14 protein-coding genes are annotated in these 17385 nt (G+C 42.0%); 6 read left to right on the forward strand and 8 right to left on the reverse strand.

The window, feature by feature from the left end; translation table 11 throughout:
* Positions 1-199 precede the first annotated feature (199 nt).
* Positions 200-1594 (forward strand): Gfo/Idh/MocA family oxidoreductase, encoded by a 1395-nt coding sequence (locus tag ACQY4U_RS07355; protein WP_428328743.1) that lies wholly within the window; start codon positions 200-202, stop codon positions 1592-1594.
* 166 nt (positions 1595-1760) lie between these two features.
* Positions 1761-5498 (forward strand): S8 family serine peptidase, encoded by a 3738-nt coding sequence (locus ACQY4U_RS07360; RefSeq protein ID WP_428328744.1) that lies wholly within the window; start codon positions 1761-1763, stop codon positions 5496-5498.
* 84 nt (positions 5499-5582) lie between these two features.
* On the opposite strand, the gene ACQY4U_RS07365 is transcribed toward ACQY4U_RS07360, so the two are convergent.
* Positions 5583-6077, reverse strand: a complete 495-nt coding sequence (locus tag ACQY4U_RS07365) for a hypothetical protein (RefSeq protein ID WP_428328745.1) — start codon at positions 6075-6077, stop codon at positions 5583-5585.
* A 286-nt stretch (positions 6078-6363) separates the two neighbouring features.
* Between ACQY4U_RS07365 and ggt the strand changes: the two genes are divergently transcribed.
* The 4 genes from ggt (at position 6364) to ACQY4U_RS07385 (ending at position 10412) form a co-directional block, all read left to right on the forward strand.
* On the forward strand, positions 6364-8094 hold the full coding sequence (gene ggt, locus ACQY4U_RS07370) for a gamma-glutamyltransferase (RefSeq protein WP_428328746.1): 1731 nt from the start codon (positions 6364-6366) through the stop codon (positions 8092-8094).
* A 70-nt stretch (positions 8095-8164) separates the two neighbouring features.
* Entirely contained in the window at positions 8165-8617 is a 453-nt protein-coding gene (locus ACQY4U_RS07375; RefSeq protein WP_428328747.1) for a MarR family winged helix-turn-helix transcriptional regulator, read from the forward strand.
* Positions 8618-8890: 273 nt separating this feature from the next.
* Positions 8891-9379: an FKBP-type peptidyl-prolyl cis-trans isomerase gene (locus ACQY4U_RS07380; RefSeq protein WP_428328748.1), complete on the forward strand. Its 489-nt coding sequence runs from the start codon at positions 8891-8893 to the stop codon at positions 9377-9379.
* 85 nt (positions 9380-9464) lie between these two features.
* Positions 9465-10412, forward strand: a complete 948-nt coding sequence (locus ACQY4U_RS07385; RefSeq protein ID WP_428328749.1) for an FKBP-type peptidyl-prolyl cis-trans isomerase — start codon at positions 9465-9467, stop codon at positions 10410-10412.
* A gap of 2 nt (positions 10413-10414) precedes the next feature.
* On the opposite strand, the gene ACQY4U_RS07390 is transcribed toward ACQY4U_RS07385, so the two are convergent.
* The 7 genes from ACQY4U_RS07390 to ACQY4U_RS07420 form a co-directional block, all read right to left on the reverse strand.
* The gene (locus ACQY4U_RS07390; RefSeq protein ID WP_428328750.1) at positions 10415-11728 is read right to left on the reverse strand and encodes a cryptochrome/photolyase family protein; all 1314 of its coding nucleotides are present in this window, start codon (positions 11726-11728) and stop codon (positions 10415-10417) included.
* Positions 11721-12632, reverse strand: a complete 912-nt coding sequence (locus ACQY4U_RS07395; protein ID WP_428328751.1) for a TIGR01777 family oxidoreductase — start codon at positions 12630-12632, stop codon at positions 11721-11723. The genes ACQY4U_RS07390 and ACQY4U_RS07395 overlap by 8 nt, the downstream gene beginning before the upstream one ends.
* Positions 12633-12674: 42 nt before the next feature.
* A complete protein-coding gene (locus ACQY4U_RS07400; protein WP_428328752.1) occupies positions 12675-12986 on the reverse strand; it encodes a Dabb family protein in 312 nt (103 codons plus the stop codon).
* Positions 12987-13054: 68 nt separating this feature from the next.
* On the reverse strand, positions 13055-14500 hold the full coding sequence (locus ACQY4U_RS07405) for an SDR family oxidoreductase (RefSeq protein WP_428328753.1): 1446 nt from the start codon (positions 14498-14500) through the stop codon (positions 13055-13057).
* 106 nt (positions 14501-14606) lie between these two features.
* Positions 14607-15935 (reverse strand): ABC1 kinase family protein, encoded by a 1329-nt coding sequence (locus ACQY4U_RS07410; protein ID WP_428328754.1) that lies wholly within the window; start codon positions 15933-15935, stop codon positions 14607-14609.
* Between the two features lies 1 nt (position 15936).
* A complete protein-coding gene (locus tag ACQY4U_RS07415) occupies positions 15937-16638 on the reverse strand; it encodes an HAD family hydrolase (protein ID WP_428328755.1) in 702 nt (233 codons plus the stop codon).
* Positions 16598-17260, reverse strand: coding sequence for a TetR family transcriptional regulator C-terminal domain-containing protein (locus ACQY4U_RS07420; protein ID WP_428328756.1), 663 nt, complete (start codon positions 17258-17260; stop codon positions 16598-16600). Before ACQY4U_RS07420 ends, ACQY4U_RS07415 begins: the two co-directional genes overlap by 41 nt.
* Between the last annotated feature and the right edge of the window lie 125 nt (positions 17261-17385).

Consider the following 17385-nt stretch of genomic DNA (forward strand, 5'->3'; position numbering starts at 1 on the left):
CTGGTCAATAAAAAAAATATAAAAATGACATTACCTCAGCATGTTTGGTAGATTTTTATCCGCCGAACAAAAATCTAATGGTTTGAATTGCTGTTGATTATTTATATATTGCTCAATATAAGTCCTGCCCGCTTTTGCGCCTGCAAACTCCGGTAAGGCAATAACCAATTATAATTTTCATTTATTTAAACCTACAGTTATGTCATCTGATCGCAGACGATTTTTAAAACAGTTGGGTAGTACCATTGTGCTAACCTCGGCCTCACTTTCAAGCTTTGCAGCTATGGAAGAGCATGAACGAAGGATCTTACAGGCCGAAAAGCGGGTAAGTGCCAATGATAAAATCAGGATTGCTACCATAGGTATGGGGATAATGGGCTTTAATGATACCCGCGCCGCGCTTACCTGCCCGGGTGTGGAGTTAGTAGCCTGCTGCGATCTGTATAAAGGGCGGCTGCAAAGAGCAAAAGAGGTTTTTGGCGCAAACATTTTTACTACGGATGATTACAGGGTGATACTTGACCGTAAGGATGTTGATGCCGTAATTATTGCCACCAGTGATAATTGGCATAGTACCATTGCCATAGCTGCCATGCACAAAGGGAAAGCAGTTTACAGCGAAAAGCCAATGGTGCATTATATTGGCGAAGGATTGAACGAGATAAAGGTACAGCAGGATACACAAGCAAAGTTCCAGGTGGGTAGCCAGCGCATCAGCAGTATTGCGTTTCAAAAAGCTAAGGAACTTTACCAGGCAGGGGCCATAGGACAGATCAACTCTATTGAGGCTTCATTCAACCGGCAAAGTGCCTTGGGTGCATGGCAATATACCATCCCCCTTGATGCATCGGAACAAACCGTGGCCTGGGACCGTTTTCAGGCTAATGAAAAAATGAAACTGCCCTATGAAAATAACAGGTTCTTCAGGTGGCGCAACTACCGTGAATACGGCACAGGTGTAGCGGGTGATCTGTTTGTGCACCTGTTAACCGGTATCCATTTCCTTACTGATTCAAAAGGGCCGGATAAAATATTTGCTATTGGCGGTACTTATTACTGGAAAGATGGGCGTAACGTGCCCGATGTAATGAGCGCCGTAATTGAATACCCTGAAACTAAGGAGCACCCGGCTTTCCAGGCTAACTTGCGCGTTAACTTTATAAGCGGCGAAGGAGAGCGCACATCAACCAAGATCATCGGATCAGAAGGGGTGATAGATCTGTTTGGCGAGGGCGATGGCTTTACCATCCATAAAAATAAACTAACCAAAGCGCCGGGTATTGGCGGATGGGATTCCTTATATACCTATCCCGAGGCTATGCAAAAGCAGCTGTTGGATAATTATAACAAAAAATATTCAGCTGCCGATCAGCAAAGCCAGAACATACCGGATGTAACTTATAGCGCACCGCAGGGCTACAATGCATCAAATGATCACTTTGCCAACTTTATGGATGCCATACGCAACGGCAAGCCCATTGTTGAAGATGCGGTATTTGGTTTCAGGGCTGCGGCCCCTGCACTGGCCTGTAACGAAAGCTATTTTCAAAACAAAGTGATGCACTGGGATGCCAACCAAATGAAGATGGTTTAAGGGCGGGTATGTTGCTTTTCCAGATCCGGTTTATTTGAAAATTACGTATGTAAAGTGCTTAAAGTATGTCAATTTCGGTCAAAACAAATTTTATAATGCGACATAAATTGCGTTAACTTGTTTTAACGGAAAATACAATATTTAAACGGGTAGGTTACAACGGCGTATGACGAGATTTTACACAGCTATAGTTGGTTTATTTTTATTGCTGTGTAATGCCAACATTGTTTTTGCGCAACAAATTCCGGTCAATGATAATAAGAAAAAAGCATTGGCCGATCTTTCTGCCCAGCAAAGCAGCAAATATGTTTTAAGTCATCAAAAGGCATTGGCGCTGGCTAAAAGCAAAGGCTGGGAAATTCGTCGCCAAACAAAAAAAGGGGGTGTAGTTTTGTTGCAGGGGGTTAATAGCCTGGGCTTTCCTATCTACCTTAAAACAGATAACAATACCATGGCAGCCGCAACAACAGGTACCAACACGGTACAGCCCGGGGGCGCATTAGGATTAAATCTTTCCGGATCAAGTACTGTATTAAATAACAAATTAGGCATTTGGGATGGCGGCTCGGTATACACAGCGCACCAGGAATTTGCAGGTAAAACTATAACGCTGCATGATGCCAGCTCGGCGGTGATAGATCATGCTACTCATGTGGCAGGTACCATGATAGCCAAAGGCGTTTATGCCCCGGCTAAAGGAATGTCATTTGGTGCCACCACGCTGCAATCGTACGAGTTTGATAACGACGTAACCAAAATGAGCGCTGCAGCAGCGGGCTTATTGTTGTCCAATCATTCATATGGTGATGCTGCCGGATGGAGTTTTGATGATACCGGTAATCATTGGGATTGGTATGGCTTACCTGGCGATACGGTTGATTATAACTTCGGGTTTTATGGTTCCAGAACACAATCGTGGGATAAAATTGCCTTTAATGCACCCTATTACTTAATAGTTGAGTCGGCAGGGAACAGCCGCGGGGAAACCGGGCCAACCGTAGGTACGGATTATTATGGCTTTAAAAGTGCTACCGACCAAACCTTTGTTGATAAAGGAGCAAGACCGGCAACCATTAGCAACAATAACGGCTATGATGTGATCAGCACAACAGCAAACGCAAAAAATATACTCACGGTGGGGGCCGTAAATCCGCTGCCTTATGGCCCGGCAAATAGTAAAGACATCAGCATAACTTATTTCAGCAGCTGGGGCCCAACAGATGATGGCCGGATCAAGCCGGATATTGTTGGGGATGGATTGGATGTATTATCAACAGGCAGCAGCGGTACTGCTTCTTATATTACCCTATCAGGCACTTCCATGTCTGCCCCTAATGTAACGGGGTCGTTGTATTTGCTGCAGGAATACTATTCGCAAAAAAACAATGTGTTTATGAAAGCGGCAACGCTTAAAGGCCTGGCCTGCCATACCGCTTTTGATGCCGGGAATACTGGTCCTGATTATATTTATGGCTGGGGATTGCTCAATATGAACAAGGCTGCACAAGCCATAACCAATAACGGCGGCAAAAGCATTATTAAAGAAAATACATTGGCACAGGGGCAAAAGCAAATCTTCAATGTAATATCATCAGGCGATGGGCCGCTGATGGCTACCATATCATGGACTGACCCGCCCGGAACGCCTACCGCCGAAGGAACGATAAACAGCCGTACCCCAAAGCTTATTAATGACCTGGACATCCGCGTAAGTGATGGCACCAATACTTTTATGCCCTGGATACTGGATACTTCAAACCCATCGGCAGCGGCAAAAACGGGCGATAATATTTTAGACAATATTGAACAGGTTTATATCCCCGGTACAGTGAGCGGTAAATCTTATACCATAACTATAACCCATAAAGGGACATTACTTGCCACAACACAGGACTATTCGCTGATAGTGACGGGCGTTGGCGGGCAGGCCTATTGCACATCGGCACCATTATCAAATGCCGACTCAAAGGTTAATAAGGTAACGCTGGCTAATTTAAATTATACCGCATCCGCGGGATGTACTACTTATTCTGACCATACAGATCTTACTGCACAATTGGAGCAGGGTAAAACATACCCTTTAAGCCTTACGCTTGGTACCTGCGGCGCAAATTTTAACAAGGCTGCAAAAGTATATATCGACTGGAACGGCAACAATGTTTTTGATGCCAACGAATTAGTAGCTACTACCGGCATTATCAATGCTACGGGTACTTATACTACCAATATCACAATACCCACAACTGTTGTTGCAGGTAATTATAGTTTAATGAGAGTGGTATTGACCGAAACCAGCGATACATCGGCTATAAAACCCTGCGGTACTTATGCCAAAGGCGAAACACAGGATTATCGGGTACAATTTATACAAACCACTACCGATGTTGGCGTAATTGCCATTGTTAGTCCGGATTCAACCGGGGCATGTTCATCAGCTACGCAGGTTTCGGTACGGCTAAAGAATTTTGGCAGTGCCGATGTAAGTAATTTCCCGGTAACGGTTACCATAACCGCTCCGGATAATTCTGTTACTACATTAACCCAAACCTACACTGGCACACTCACTTCATTAGCACTGGATAATTTTACGTTGAACAACACATTTAATGCCATTGCCGGGGCAACCTATAAAATTACAGCCACCACCAATTTAAGCGGCGATATGGTTACTACCAATAACCAGGCTTCGGCTACCATTGCTATTAATTTACCACCATCCGCAAGTGGGCTTGCTGCTTATTATTGTACCGATAGCAAACAATACCAGTTATCAGGATCTGGCGATGGTGAGTTGCTGTGGTACCAGAACATTGGGGATGCTTTGCCAATTGCCTATGGCTCGCCGGCATCGGTTGCTGTGGCCCCGGTTAATAATACCTATTACGCAGGGCTCAATGATTTTACCGGGACAGCTGGCCCTGCAACAAAAAATGTGTTTAGCGGGGGCAGTTATAACCAGTTTACACCTTATATCACTGTAAATACGCAAATTCCTGTCATAATCCAAAGCGCAAGGCTGTATATTGGCAATTCGGGAAAAATAAGTTTTACGGTTGCTAACGGCAATGGCGAGATCGTATCGTCAAATACCATTAATGCACTGGCTACGCGAACAAGCCCGGCAGCAGGTGTACAAGCCGATGATCCTAACGACCAGGGTGCAGTTTACAACCTCAATTTATTGTTACCTGCCGCAGGTGTTTATACCATTAACATAGCTTATGATAGTACTGCTACTATTTACCGCAACAATACCGGGGTAACAGGGTATCCGTTTACCATTGGTAATATATTCAGCATTATAGGCAATGGGGCCACATCAGGTACCGACACGGCTTATTATAAAAACTTTTATTATTACCTGTACGATGTTAAGGTTAAAAGTGCCGGTTGCGCATCAGCCACAAGGCTGCCTGTAACCCTCACCAAGCTTACCATTACCCAAAACGGAACGGTTTTAACATCCAGTTTCGCCTCGAATAACCAGTGGTATTTAAATGGGAAAGCTATTAGCGGTGCAACGGGTGTTACCTATTCGCCAAAGCAAAGCGGTAATTACCAGGTAGGGGTAACCCTGGCAACGGGTTGCCAGTTATTATCTGATAATTATGTTTACGTATCAACCTCAAATAGTGGTGGCAGTAATACCGGTATAGGTTTGGTTGTTTTCCCTGTTCCGGCAAGCAGCGAGCTTAATATTGTGTTTGCGGCTAAAACTAATGAGGACCTGGCAATGTCGCTGGTAAATGCAGCCGGGCAGGTAGTATATACCAACAAGCAATCTATAACGGCAGGAAACTTCAGCATGGTACTTAATGTATCGCACCAGCAGCCGGGGGGGTATGTATTAAAGATACAACTCGGAACAAAAAGCTATAATACCAAGGTTATTATATTAAGATGATTACCATAATAGAAAATTAGGGAATCTTGATAAAACAAAAAAGCCCCGGCATGTGCCGGGGCTTTGTAAATAAATGCTGTTTACTTAAAAAGCATATTTAATACCTAAACCTGGTGCAATATCAAAAAATGGTCCGGTAGCTAATTCAACCCTCGGGTTAAGATCCAGACTAACAGCAATTGGCGATTGCGGGATAAGGTATTCCAAACCTAAAACGCCATCGGCGCCAAGCAGGATATGGCTGTTGTTATAAACATAATCATCACCATTAAACCTTTTGTAAACACCGCTGCCTTCTGAACCAATGTGCGCACCTGCGCCATAGTAAAACTTCAGTTCCTTAACACCAAAAGCTTCCTGGTGTATTTCATATAAACCGGTTAGTACCGCACCGTGCGATCTGAAACCTAAAATACCTTCTATGGCAACATCACTTGTTGTGAAAAATTTAGCAGAGATACCGTTTTCATATCCGCCAAATTTTAAGCCTACTGCTGTTTGGTAGCTCTGTGCGCTTGAGCGTTTGCTGATCAATAAAAATGAAGCTAAAACAAAGGAGTAAATAATTAATTTTTTCATTAAAATATCTGTTTTTAAAGGAAATGAAACAATTATACTGACACATATCAGATAATATTTTCATTAATATGTACATGCAAATAAACGGCGGAAATGATATTTTATGGTATTTAAATTACAATTGACTGTTTTTTTGCAGGCAACTTGCTGATTGTCAGTTGTAAATATTTAAGGAGCAAGTGCTGTTTTTGAGGTAGATATACAAGTATTTTAAAAAATCATCAGGTTAAATAATGCTTGCAATGCTAAATATGATAAATTAGACAAAATTAACCCCGCTAATATAATGACAGCTCAATTCATCCTGAAAAACAGATCAACCCAATACTTTAAATATCTCCTTAAAATAACCGGCCTTACCTTGCTTGCAGTAGTTTTTTTATTTAATTATGCATCCGCTCAGGATAACGGAAAGTTCCGCAGCGGGATGGTGGTTTGCGCAACCCCTAACGCGGCACAGGTTGGTTTGGATATATTAAAAAAAGGGGGTAATGCGGTTGATGCTGCAGTGGCCGTTCAGTTTGCATTAGCTGTAACCCACCCGGAAGCCGGGAATATTGGGGGTGGTGGTTTTATGGTATACCGTTCAGGTAAAGGAGAAAGTAATACGCTTGATTTTAGGGAAAAGGCACCTGCCGCGGCATCGGCTAATATGTACCTGGATAGCGCCGGGAATGTTATCCCGGATATGAGCTTATATACTCACCAGGCATCAGGCGTGCCCGGCTCGGTTGATGGAATGGTTGAGGCACATCATAAATATGGTAAGCTAAAATGGGCCGAACTGGTACAGCCGGCAATTGATCTTGCCCGAAATGGTTTCAGTATCAGTAAAAAACTGGCGCATGCCTTAACATCTGAGCATAATGAGTTTGTGAAACTGAACCCGGGTAAAAATTATATGATAAAAGAAGTTGCCTGGAAAGAGGGTGACCTTTTTGTTCAGGAAGATTTAGCCAAAACATTGGAGCTGATAAGGGATAAGGGGCGCGATGGCTTTTATGCCGGTAAAGTAGCTGACGAATTAGTTACAGAAATGAACAAGGGCAAAGGCATTATTTCAAAGGCCGATCTGCAAAATTATCATTCCGTTTGGCGTAAGCCACTAACAGGTAAATACAAAAATTATACAATCATTACCATGCCGCCGCCATCAAGCGGTGGGATTGCTTTGCTGCAATTGCTGCACTCGGTTGAAAAATACCCGTTAAACAGGTGGGGCCATAATGCCGATTCGACCGTGCAATTAATTGTTGAAGCCGAACGCAGGGTTTATGCCGACCGTTCAAAATACCTGGGCGATCCTGATTTTTACAAAGTACCCGTGGATAGCCTGCTGAACCCGGCCTATATTGATTCGCGGATGAAGAGCTTTAACTGGGATGCTGCTACACCCAGCACTGCTATAAAGCCAGGATCATTTGTTGGGTACGAAAGCGACCAGACCACCCATTACTCTATTGTTGATAAGGACGGTAACTCGGTAGCCATTACCACCACTCTGAATGATTCATTTGGCTCTAAAATATTTGTAAGCGGCGCAGGCTTTTTACTGAATAACGAAATGGACGATTTTAGTGCCAAGCCGGGAGTGCCTAATATGTTTGGTTTAATAGGTGGCAAAGCCAACAGCATACAGCCGGGCAAACGCATGCTATCATCCATGACGCCTACTATTATTGAAAAGGATGGCAAGTTGTTTATGGTAGTAGGTACGCCTGGCGGCTCAACCATTATTACTTCGGTGTTTCAAACTATATTAAATGTGATTGATTTTAACCTTGATATGCAACAAGCGGTAACTGTAAAACGTTTCCATAGCCAATGGCTGCCCGATGAAGTGGAAATAGAAAAAGATGCCATTGATAATGTAGCAACTACTAAATTGCAGCAAAAGGGATATAAAATAGTTAACCATGGCAACATAGGCCGCGTTGATGCTATTTTAGTAACCAAAGATGGCTATTACCAGGGCGGTGCCGATCCGCGTGGTGATGATACAAAGCTTGGTTTTTAGATTTGTTTTGACACTATCCAAACACCCCGGCTTAAATAATTATTAACTAAAACTTGTAAGTTTGCTCCATATGCAAAGCAGTGTAAAACACCAGGAAACTATTGATTATTTTTTAAAAATAGTTTGGCAAACTGTGGCTAACCGTTATAACCAGTTAGTAACAGAATTTGGCATAACCCAGTCAATTGGCTACCTGCTTATCAATATCGACGAAAAGGAAGGTACAACCGTATCGCAGGCGGCGGCATTGCTGGGGCTTAAATCAACCAGTCTATCCCGCATGCTGCGCCAGTTAGAAAAATCGGGCCTTATTTACCGGGAATCAAACGAGGGCGATAAGCGTTCGGTAAAAATTTACCTGACTGATTTGGGCAAGGAGAAACGCCACCAGGCACGTGCTGTGGTAAAGCAGTTTAATAACTATTTAAATGCACACATCAGTGAAACAGATAAAGCACATCTTACCAAAACACTTAGAAAGATAAACCAGCTAACACTTAGCTATAAGCCCGAAAAATTATAAGTCATTTATGCGTCTGATGCATAGATAGGTTTAGGTAAACATTATCAGCCAATCCACACACGTTTATTATAAAATGACCGTTATTTAGGTGCTAAGTTTAACACTTACTGCATTGTTATTTAGGTGCTGGGGCTATTTAATTGTTAAAAAATGTTAAGCTGCTGTTTTTGAATTATAAAAGAATAAATTTGCCGATTGAAACCGCATTGTGTATTTATTAAAATATGCGGGTGTTTAGGGTAAAAGAGGCAAATAAACTGAATTGATGACCGTATGAACAGGATACTGTTAGTTTTATTGCTTTTGTCGGCGTGTTTTATAGGTTGTAAAAAAACTAATGATGGCGTTGCCATTTATAAGGCACAGGCAGCCGTTGATGATAAAATAGTAAGCAATTACTTAAAAACCAACGGGATACCTGAGCTGCATGTTGATACCAGCGGAGTATGTTATAAAATAGATACTTTAGGCAGTGGTAACGACTTGTACACCAGCTCAACACAGGTTACGGTTGGTTATGTGGGGAGTTTGTTAACTACCGGTAAGGTATTTGGGCAAACTGATAAATTTCACCCATCCTATACGTTAGGATCGGTTATATTAGGTTGGCAGCTGGGGATACCTCAGGTAAAAAAAGGCGGCACAGTAACTATATACCTGCCATCAAGGTATGCTTACGGGCCGTATGCGCAGCCCAATTTAGGTTTGCCTGCACATGCCATACTAATTTTTACCATTAAGGTATATAACGTAACTAATTAACAGGAATCAGCACAAAAATACCATATACAAGGCAAAATAAAATGTGATGAAAGTGGCATAGCCGCTAAAAACAACTAAATAACAAATGAAACAAAGACTTTTTACTCTTTTATTAATTTCTGCCATTGGTTTTGCATCTTGCCGTAAGGATAAGTACGAACCTACTATTAAACAATTTGATCAAACGCAGATTGAAAACTATATAAGTGCCAATGGAATTACCGGTATGAAAAAGGATACTTCAAACGGCGGCGACACAACCGGCATTTACTATAAAATAATTTTACCTGGTAATGGCGGTACACCTGTTGATTATCCTGATATGATCTCCTATGTATATACTATCCGTTCTTTTGATGGTAAGTATATATCTACAGATACGATAAGTAACCATTTTGAAGATTACCTGGGCCACATAGCATCAGATAATTTACCTGTAGGTTTAGAGCTTGCTATAAAAAATGTTTTAAAATATAAGGGTGCAAGTATGCGCGTGCTGATACCATCGCACCTGGCTTATGGTATTAATGGTTACGGTACAGGTAGTAAAACCAATACCAGCACCAGGATAGCCGGTAACCAATGCCTTGATTATTATGTGCATTTAATTGATAAATTCCCGGCATACGATGATCAGGTGATCAAAAACTTTTTATCGGCCAATAGCTTAACCGGTTATACGGCGGTCCAAAGCACACTGTTACCGGGCAATACCTATTATTATAAAGTATTAACAAATGGTACAGGTAGCAATGCTATTACATCAAGTAGCACAATTACAGCTACTTATACCGGCCAGTTGCTTAACGGAACTGTTTTTGACGGAAGTTATAATGGCACCAATTCAACTACGCTTACAATTGCTGATCTGGTACCGGGAGTTATAGAGGGATTGTCAAACTTTGCTGTAGCAGGAACAAAAATATCATTGATCATACCATCAACATTAGCTTATGGTGATAGGACACAATCAAATATACCTGTTAACAGTTGCCTGCGATTTACTTTTCAGGTTATAACTACAACACCGTAAAACTATTTACTTAAAGCCTCTTTAAAAGCTTTTAAACAACGGTCGCGGGCAAAAGCGTGATCAACAATGGGTTTTGGATACTTGCTGAAGTCAGCATATTCCGGAACCCATTTTTTTATGTACTTAAATTCCGGGTCAAACTTTTTAAGCTGCGAATCAGGATTAAAGATCCTGAAATAGGGTGCCGCATCTGTACCTGATCCGGCAGACCATTGCCAGCCGCCAACATTGCTGGCCATTTCATAATCAAGCAGCTTTGCTGCAAAATAACGCTCGCCCCAGCGCCAGTCTATTAAAAGGTCCTTACTTAAAAAGCTGGCTACAACCATGCGCACACGGTTGTGCATATAACCAGTTGCATTCAACTCTCGCATACCTGCATCCACCAAAGGATACCCGGTTTCGCCTTTGCACCAGGCTTCAAATTCTTTTTCGTTGTTTACCCATTTGATCCGGTCGTATTCCGGGCGGAAGGAGTTGGTGGCCGTATGCGGAAAATGATGCAGTATCATCATATAAAATTCGCGCCATATCAGTTCGTTGAGCCATGTTTTTTGACTGAAGGTGTTGGCCGTGGCAGCCAGCTCGCGGATACTTACCGTCCCAAACCTAAGGTGCAAGCCAATGTGCGAAGTCCCTTTTATTGCCGGGAAATCTCTTTTTTCGGGATACTCGGCAATCAGCTCTTTATAATGAACCTTCGGGAACTCGGCCTCACTTTTTTCAAACCCCATTTGTTTTAATGATGGGATAGGTAAAGGGTTGGTTTTAAAAAAGTTTTTAAAGTATTTTTTATTGGGATAGGCCTTTAAGTAAAACGGTTTTAATGCCTGGTACCATTTACGCTGATAGGGTGTATAAACGGTATAAGGTTTGCCATCGTCTTTTATTACCTCGTCCTTTTCAAATATTACCTGATCCTTATAGGTATTAAGGCTGATGTTTTGTTTTTGCAGATATTTGCCTACTTTTTCATCACGTGTTTTAGCATAAGGCTCATAATCGTGATTGGTAAATACCTGCTTAACATCATATTCTTTTAACAGTTTTTCCCAGGCATTTTCGGGCTTGTCATAATATACCTGTAAGCTGCTGCCATGCGTGTGCAGCTCTTTATCAATGTGCTCAATAGTTTGATAGATGAAGGTTACCCGTGCATCATCCTTATCGGCTAATTTATCAAGGATCTCTTTGTCGAATATAAAAATGGGTAATACCGGGTATTCACTTTTTAGGGCATGGTATAAACCTGCATTATCATCCAAACGCAGATCGCGCCTGAACCAGAATACAGAAACGGAGGTTTTGTTACTCATAAATTTCTTTTAGGGCCGGGGCAATATCGGGGTACTTAAATTTAAACCCGGCATCTTCAATTTTTTGTGCCGAAACTTTTGTGCTGCCTAAAACTACGGTGCTCATTTCGCCCATTAAAAGTTTTAAAACAAAAGCGGGTACGTTGGGTGCCCACAGGGGCTTATGTAATTGTTTGGCAACAGCCTGCGTAAGCTGCTTATTGGTTACCGGGTTGGGCGATACCATGTTGTAAACCCCGGTAAAATCAGTGTTTTCAATAGCATGCAGGTACATATCAATAACATCCTGCCAATGTATCCATGGTACCCATTGTTTGCCATTGCCAATAGGCGAGCCTACAAATAATTTTACAGGTACGGCTAATTGTGCCAGCGCTCCGCCATTATCAAGCACCACACCGGTGCGAAATTTTACTATGCGTAAATTGAACTTGCTGCCTTCATCAACAGCGGCTTCCCATTCCACACAGCACTTTGCCATAAAATCATTGTTGGGAGTGCTCTCTTCGGTTAGCAATTCGTCGCCGCGGTCGCTGTAATAGCCAATGGCCGATGCCGATATGACCGAATTTACCTTGTTGGGGTTTTTAGCTATTAGCTGGTAAATAAGCCCTATTGATTTGGTGCGGCTGTCTATCAGTTCCTTTTTACGTTTATCGGTCCACCGTTTATCTGCAATGCCTGCACCGGCAAGGTGTACTATTATATCAACCCCATCAATACAACGCGCATCTATGGTGCCTTTTTCCACATCCCATAAAAAGGTATTCACCCCCGGATCATGTCCTGGCGAACGGCTTAAATGGCTAACTTCATAGCCCTTGCTAATTAATTGTTTAGTAAGGTTACGGCCAATCAGGCCGGTGCCCCCTGTTAGCAGGATGTGTTTGTTTGAAGATTTCATAGTAATGCAAATGTACAGTTGGTGATCCGCAGGCAAAGGCCGTTAAATATTTACGCTATCCTGAACAACAACTTTGCTGCAAAGAGGTTTAGCAAAGTTTTCGGCAAAGTTGTGATGGGTTGGGTCAACCTGATACGCTTCTTCCTCCTCGGCCGAATTGAAAAGTAGCAGTAGTGATACGTCGTACGACCGGTCAACCACATCGCGGTGGGTATCGGCAGGTACACCGATATGCATATCGCGGATATGTGTAATAGGTATCAATGTATTTAATCCGTCAATCAGCTGTTGCTTATCGGCTTTATTCTTAAGCCAGAAATGAACATGGTGTACAAAAGTATTTTTAAGGAACATAAGGTTATTGATTTGATCTGTGAATATGCAGAGAAAACACTAAGTATACAATAGTGCAGGCAGTTAACTTATGCCGAAACTTTGTACCGGGTTATCTGCTCGGCCATCCCTTTAAAAATAAAAATATGGAAAGGATACATGGCTGCCCAGTATAACCGCCCCCACAAACCTTTAGGCCTGAAGGTTGCTATCTGGCTTAAAAATTTTTCGCCATGCCGTTCAATTATCTTAAACTCCAGCCAGGCTTCACCGGGGAGTTTCATTTCGGCATACAGTAACAGGCGTTTGTTGATCTTATCGGCTAATAAAACCCGCCAAAAATCAATAGCATCGCCGGGCAATATGTTACTTGTGCTGGTACGCCCACGTCTTGAACCTACGCCGCCTGCAATTTTATCTAAAAAGCCACGCAGGCTCCATATCCAGTTCCAGTAATACCAGCCGCGCTTGCCGCCAATTGCCCAAATATTATTAAATACATCTTCAACATCGGTTTTAAAGGGCATTTTTACCTTGTACTCTACCGTGCCGTTTTGCGGTACTTTAAACTGATCCATAAAGCCGGGTTTCAGATAGCCGCGGTTAAGGGCATCTTTCCAGCTGGAAACTATGGAGTTTTGTTCTATTTTGATGAAAGCAAGGTCTAAGGCTTCCTCGTAGGTTAAGCACTCACGCGGTGCAATTTTTTTAATGGCATCATCTTTTACAATGGTTTCATTCTTCATGCTATCTACCAGGCTTTGGGCCAGCGAGTAGCTTGTTGAGGTAACAAAATAAAGCCAGTACGATGATATTTTGGGTGATAAGAATGGTAGGGTGATAATGTGCCTTTTTAACTTACGCACCTTGGCATAAGTAAGCATCATTTGTTTAAAGGTTAAAATATCAGGTCCGCCAATATCAAAGGTTTTGTTAAAGGCTTTTTTATTGAGCAGCACACTTTCCAGGTAGCCCAGTACATCCCTGATGGCTATGGGCTGGCATTTGGTATTTACCCAGCGCGGAACGGTCATGATGGGTAGCTTTTCGGTCAGGTCGCGAATGATCTCGAAAGATGAGCTGCCCGAACCTATAATAATAGATGCCCGCAATACGGTTAAAGCTGCCTTGCCTTCCTTTAATACATCCTCAACATGCCTGCGCGATTTAAGGTGTGTTGAAAGGTTATCATCATTAGTGATGCCGCTTAAAAATATGGTTTGTTTGCAGCCGGTTTTATCAAGTGCCTGGATAAAGTTATGGGCAGAGCTTTCTTCCAAATCTGCAAAATCCTTATTCCCGGTCATGGAGTGAACCAGGTAATAAGCTGCCTCAATATCTTCGGGAAAGGCTTCAATACTATTAGCATCCAGCAAATCGCCGGTTAAAAGGGTTACATGGTTGCTGTAATCACTATTTTCGTGAAAGCGCCGTTTATCGCGCACAAGGCAAACCACATCATGGCCCTTCTCCAGCAAAACCGGGATAAGCCTTGTACCTATATAACCATTTGCACCCGCCAGCAAAACTTTCATACCAATAGAACAGGTTATTTGTTAGAGTGTTTTAATATGTATAATGTAATTCCTTCACAAACAAACATTCAAAACCCTCTCCTTTGGAGAGGGCAGGGTGAGGCTTTTACGCAAACTGCTCCACCACGTGCGGCTTAAACGTATCTGTTTTTACGTTGGCCTTTAACTCGTGTAATATATTGTACAGGCCAAAGTTGGTGCGGTTTACATATATAAAATGCTTAACGCCGCGTGCCTGTTTAAATTCGGGCATTTTTGCAATCTTTTCGCCAAAGCCGTATAGCTCATCAAAAAATGCGGTTTCGCCAAAATCAAAATGATCATTTATATAAGGTTTGGCAAACAGGCCTATCATTTGCTTGTACATATTGTAATAAAACTCAATCTGCGCCGGGGTATCATTCTGGTGGATCATTTCCAACTGGCGGAAAGCCTTTATCGTTTCTTCCTTGTTATCCATCAGGCTTGTAGAAGTAAGCGAGAAAAACGGATAATAAAAATCTTCGGGCATTTCTTTGATGCAGCCAAAATCAATAACGCCTAATTTATCCTGGTCAATTACCATAAAATTACCGGGATGCGGGTCGGCATGTACGGCACGCAGCTCATGCTGCTGAAAATTGTAAAAATCCCAAAGGGCCTGGCCAATTTTGTTTCTTAATTGCTGCGATGGGTTGGTCTGCAAAAATTCGCGCAGGTGTTTGCCCTCCAGCCAATCCATCGTGATGATGCGTTTGCTCGATAGTTCGGGGTAGTATTTAGGGAAAACAACATTATCAAGGTTGGCACAGGCAGTTGAAAACTCAATAGACCTGCGAACTTCTAACTCATAGTCGGTTTCTTCTAACAAACGCTCTTCAACTTCGCGCATATAAATATCCAGCTCCTTTTCGCTCATGCCCAGCATCCGGAAAGCAAAGGGCTTTACTAACTTAAGGTCGGAAGAGATTGAATCTCCTACACCTGGATATTGAATTTTAACCGCCAGCAGCTTGCCATCAAGCTCGGCCTGGTGTACCTGGCCTATTGATGCCGCGTTTGATGAGCGTACGTTAAACTTATCGTAAATTTTATCAGGTGTTTTGCCGAAATACTTTTTAAACGTTTGCACAATCAGCGGCCCGGATAGGGGAGGTGCGTTATACTGCGACTGTGAAAACTTATCGGTATAAGCCTGCGGCAGCAGGTTTTTGTCCATGCTGAGCATTTGCGCAACTTTAAGGGCACTGCCTTTAAGCTCGCTTAATGATTCATAAATGTCTGTTGCATTATCTTCGTTAAGCTCTGATTTATCCATATCAGGATTAAAGAGCTTTTTTGAATAATGCTTTATGTAGTTACCCCCAATTTTGAACCCGGTTTTTACAAACTTGGCCGAGCGTTCAACTTTTGATGTGGGTATGCTGTTCTGTTCTTTTGGTTCGTTATCGCTCATCTTAATTTTTTTCAAATAATGCGGCCAGCTTTTGTGAGTTAAGCGTTGTGTAATCGTCAATTATCAGGTCTACATTATGCAAATCGGCTGCTTTATGACCTGTGGTAATGGCAACAACTTTCATGCCTGCGCTTTTTCCCGCTTTTATGCCTGCAATTGAATCTTCAAAAACAATACATTGCGAGGCCGGCGTATTCAGCTTTTCTGCTGCTTTTAAAAATATATCAGGATTAGGTTTTGGCTTGCTCACCATCGACGAATTTACGATCTCGTCAAAATCCTTCCTGATAGGGATCTTCTTCAATATAAAATCAATATCCTCAACCGTTGCAGATGTTGCCATTGCCATTTTTATCCCGGCGTTTTTCAATCCGGTTAAAAAATCTACAAGTCCGTTTATTGCGGTTAAATGCGGCGCATATAACTCGCGGTAAAAGGCTTCCTTTTCCTTAAGCAGTTCTTTAAGGCCCGCTTCGTCATGATCACTGCCAAAAAGCCGACTTAGGGTATCCATTATAGGCACACCGCTTATATCGTTGTAATAGGTTTCTTTAGTTAGTTCGCCTTTATGATATTTTTTAAACAGCGCCTGCCACGATTTAAAATGATAAGGGGTATTGTCTATCAGGGTGCCATCCATATCAAAAATGGCGGCAAAATGTTTAGTTACTTCCAAAACCCATCTGTTCTTTAAGTCCGCCATTTTTGGCTAAAAATTTACCATATTCAAACAGGTTGTCAATAGGCGACCGCTGGAAAAGATCAAAAGTAACATTGATGCCTTTCTCAATGGCCTCATCTGTTTTTTCAAATCCGGCGGTATTATCATTGATCCAGAAATTCATCACAAAAATAAGCTGTACCCAAAGGGCATCCTTGTAGCGGTTGGTGAAAAATTTACGTTCAGATAATTCGTTCGATTCAATGCCCTCAGTGATCAGGTCATTACAAAAGATTTCAAAAATATCCTTTATACCCTGAAATACTTTGGGTGTGCTGAATGATTTGGGTTGCTTTTTAACGCTGTAAACCACAAAGCTGCGGCTGCCTTTCAAAAGCTCAAAAAAGCTGTAAAAAAAGGATAGGGCTTTTTCACGAGCGGAGTATTGGCTCCAAACCTCCTGCGATTTTATTTCGCTAATGGTTTTTACGGCAAAGCCTTTCCATATATTTTGTTCAATAGCATCAAATGAGCCAAAGAAGTTGTAAAACTCTTCTTCGCTGATTTTATTTTTTTTGGCGAAAATGTAAACTGATTTTGGCTGTCCGCCTTCAGTCAATACATAATCTATATAAGCTTTCTGGATACTCTCAATACTTACCATAACAAACGTATTAATTAAACAGTATAAAATTAGCGCATTCCATTTAACTAAATGTCATGCATTTATATAATTAACGATTAGATTTTTAGGATATTACAACCTTGTTAATCATAACAATAAACCTG

It is taken from the genome of Mucilaginibacter sp. (assembly GCF_965277465.1).
Lineage (GTDB): Bacteria > Bacteroidota > Bacteroidia > Sphingobacteriales > Sphingobacteriaceae > Mucilaginibacter.

Excerpts from the sequence above, each read along its gene's own strand:
- ACQY4U_RS07405 (WP_428328753.1), bottom strand. The coding sequence starts at position 14,500 with ATGAAAGTTTTGCTGGCGGGTGCAAATGGTTATATAGGTACAAGGCTT.
- ACQY4U_RS07410 (WP_428328754.1), bottom strand. The coding sequence starts at position 15,935 with ATGAGCGATAACGAACCAAAAGAACAGAACAGCATACCCACATCAAAA.
- ggt (WP_428328746.1), top strand. The coding sequence starts at position 6,364 with ATGACAGCTCAATTCATCCTGAAAAACAGATCAACCCAATACTTTAAA.
- ACQY4U_RS07355 (WP_428328743.1), top strand. The coding sequence starts at position 200 with ATGTCATCTGATCGCAGACGATTTTTAAAACAGTTGGGTAGTACCATT.
- ACQY4U_RS07380 (WP_428328748.1), top strand. The coding sequence starts at position 8,891 with ATGAACAGGATACTGTTAGTTTTATTGCTTTTGTCGGCGTGTTTTATA.
- ACQY4U_RS07375 (WP_428328747.1), top strand. The coding sequence starts at position 8,165 with ATGCAAAGCAGTGTAAAACACCAGGAAACTATTGATTATTTTTTAAAA.
- ACQY4U_RS07395 (WP_428328751.1), bottom strand. The coding sequence starts at position 12,632 with ATGAAATCTTCAAACAAACACATCCTGCTAACAGGGGGCACCGGCCTG.
- ACQY4U_RS07415 (WP_428328755.1), bottom strand. The coding sequence starts at position 16,638 with ATGGCGGACTTAAAGAACAGATGGGTTTTGGAAGTAACTAAACATTTT.
- ACQY4U_RS07360 (WP_428328744.1), top strand. The coding sequence starts at position 1,761 with ATGACGAGATTTTACACAGCTATAGTTGGTTTATTTTTATTGCTGTGT.
- ACQY4U_RS07385 (WP_428328749.1), top strand. The coding sequence starts at position 9,465 with ATGAAACAAAGACTTTTTACTCTTTTATTAATTTCTGCCATTGGTTTT.
- ACQY4U_RS07365 (WP_428328745.1), bottom strand. The coding sequence starts at position 6,077 with ATGAAAAAATTAATTATTTACTCCTTTGTTTTAGCTTCATTTTTATTG.
- ACQY4U_RS07400 (WP_428328752.1), bottom strand. The coding sequence starts at position 12,986 with ATGTTCCTTAAAAATACTTTTGTACACCATGTTCATTTCTGGCTTAAG.
- ACQY4U_RS07420 (WP_428328756.1), bottom strand. The coding sequence starts at position 17,260 with ATGGTAAGTATTGAGAGTATCCAGAAAGCTTATATAGATTATGTATTG.
- ACQY4U_RS07390 (WP_428328750.1), bottom strand. The coding sequence starts at position 11,728 with ATGAGTAACAAAACCTCCGTTTCTGTATTCTGGTTCAGGCGCGATCTG.